The following is a 2,014-nucleotide window of genomic DNA, read 5'->3' as shown; positions in this document are numbered from 1 at the left end:
GCGAGGTCGTCTGCGATCCGGTCGAGACGCCGCCCGATCTCGGTCGATTCGGCCAGCGAGCGGGTGACTGTGGCGGGGAGTGCGGCGCGAACGGCGGTCACCGCCGCGGCGACCCGATCGATCGGTGTGGCGGCGCGGCCGTAAGTGGTGAGGAACCGGGCTCGTTGGGTCTCGACCCGCCGCAGGATGGTGTGCGCGATCCGTGCCCGCGACACCGGCGCAGCAGCAGCCACTTCAGTAGGCGCCGCGACACCAGGCGCGGTGGTGGGCGTGGTCATGCCGCCACCGCCGCTCGGGCCGCCGCGACACCGATCTCCGTGCGCCGGGCCGTGGCGCGCTCGCCGGCGGTGGTGCCGCCCCAGACGCCGTCCTGGCCCGTCGCGGTCGCCCACTCCCGACACACGACACGCACCGGACACCCGGTGCACACCAGCCGGGCCTGCAACACGCCCAGCTCCGACACCGGGAAGAACACCTCCGGATCGACACCGGCACAGTGCCGACCCGGATGCGACGACAACTCCGGCGGGACCGGGAACCCAGGTCCCGGATCGTCGTCAAAGACAGGACTACGCTCGACCACGTGGGTCGCCTCCTCAGAGTCAGGGCGGCTCGCAAGGTGCCGTCGGGGGGACCATCCCGGCGGCACCCGTTTCGGAAAGTTGAGCACCGCGCAGCATTCGAACCGCATAGTGATTGCATAGAAGATGCAATCACTATGCGGTCGCCCTGTCAAGGGCCTCACCGCCCACTACGCACTCACCACGAACCGCTGACCGCCAGCGGGCGTCCCATAGCTCGACAGCGGGCACGCCATCGCGGCCGGAACCCCCGGGTGGCGGACCCCAGAGGAGGTGACAGTCAGAGTGACCGCTCCGCTCAGCGGGCGAGTTCAGCTTGGCAAACAACTCCGACACGGTCGGATCGAGAGCGGCCTGTCAGGAAAAGAACTCGCCAACCTAATCGGGCTAACCCAATCACGAGTCAGCAGGATTGAGCATGGAAAGACACGCATCGACTCCGGCGAGGTTGAACGATGGCTCTCTGCTGTAGGCGCCTCCGACGAGCTGCGGCGCAGATCGGTCGATCTAGTAGAAAAAATTGCGCCAGAAGTCGTTGGGCGTCGGAATAATCACATAAATGGCTGGACCTCCCCTATTGACGACCCAGCGGCCCTTGAAATGGAGGCGTCCCAAGTCCTCATCTGGGAGACCCTTAAAGTCCCCCTGGTTCTCCAGACCCTGGCGTACGCGCGGCAATTTTCGAAAGCCTCCAGAGGGTCGCACTTGGAGCAGAAATGGAGCGGCCCGGCCGATCAAGTCCGCCGACAACGCTCTCTTTATCGACTCGATGGGTCGCTGGAAGTGGTCGCTGCGGAAGGCGCACTCCGACCGGCATTTATAGATGGCTCAGCAATGAGGGATCAGCTTCTGTGGATCGCGAGTTGTGCGCGATTGAGCGGCATTGACATATCAATCCTTCCTAGTAGTGCCGACGCGGGTCCTCCGTATCTTCCGAACTCTGTCGTCTACATGGCGCCGCGTGACCGCGGGGACAACTTTGTCGTGATCGATGATTCGGAAAATCCGACTTACGAGACGGATCCAGAGCAAGTACGAGAAGCGATCGCCGTCTTCCGCGCCTATCAGCGTCACAGCTTGCGGGGCGCCCAGGCGATCGAGTTTGTCGAGGAGATCGCCGGCGAGATGGCCGGCGGTCGATCGGACCTCCTCAATCCTGCCCCCGGCTGTGACGGTGAGTGATCGTCCACTTGTCCAGCTGGACAACGGAGTCAAGGTGCTAGTGTGCGTCCTACGCGTGCGCGTGCGCGGGCACGCGTAGGACGTCGAAATCCAGCTGCTTGTCCGGTCTTTGTCCAGTGGTTTGTCTACCTACTGGACAAGCGCAGAGCGTGACGAAGGCACGCGAGTCAGCTGCTCGGACCGGGCGTTTCTAGGCCGCGCGCTGCGGCGGCGCTGCCCAGCCCGCCCCGCCGGCCCCTCCGTCGCGATCG

3 protein-coding genes are annotated in these 2,014 nt (G+C 64.9%); 1 reads left to right on the top strand and 2 read right to left on the bottom strand.

Going from position 1 to position 2,014, the window contains the following annotated elements; translation table 11 throughout:
- Positions 1–278: hypothetical protein (locus Ae331Ps2_RS30155; protein ID WP_139319292.1), on the bottom strand; the 278-nt coding region annotated here is incomplete at its 3' end.
- The gene (locus Ae331Ps2_RS33930; RefSeq protein ID WP_083696456.1) at positions 275–691 is read right to left on the bottom strand and encodes a WhiB family transcriptional regulator; all 417 of its coding nucleotides are present in this window, start codon (positions 689–691) and stop codon (positions 275–277) included. The genes Ae331Ps2_RS33930 and Ae331Ps2_RS30155, both read right to left, overlap by 4 nt.
- A gap of 175 nt (positions 692–866) precedes the next feature.
- Here Ae331Ps2_RS33930 and Ae331Ps2_RS30145 point away from each other — a divergent pair, with 175 nt between their 5' ends.
- A complete protein-coding gene (locus tag Ae331Ps2_RS30145; protein ID WP_075313599.1) occupies positions 867–1,763 on the top strand; it encodes a Scr1 family TA system antitoxin-like transcriptional regulator in 897 nt (298 codons plus the stop codon).
- Positions 1,764–2,014 lie beyond the last annotated feature (251 nt).

The organism is Pseudonocardia sp. Ae331_Ps2 (assembly GCF_001932405.1).
Classification (GTDB): Bacteria; Actinomycetota; Actinomycetes; order Mycobacteriales; family Pseudonocardiaceae; genus Pseudonocardia.
This window is presented reverse-complemented; position numbering and strand designations above follow the sequence as displayed.

Coding starts and splice junctions, on each gene's coding strand:
- Ae331Ps2_RS33930 (WP_083696456.1), bottom strand. CDS start 691: ATGCGGTTCGAATGCTGCGCGGTGCTCAACTTTCCGAAACGGGTGCCG.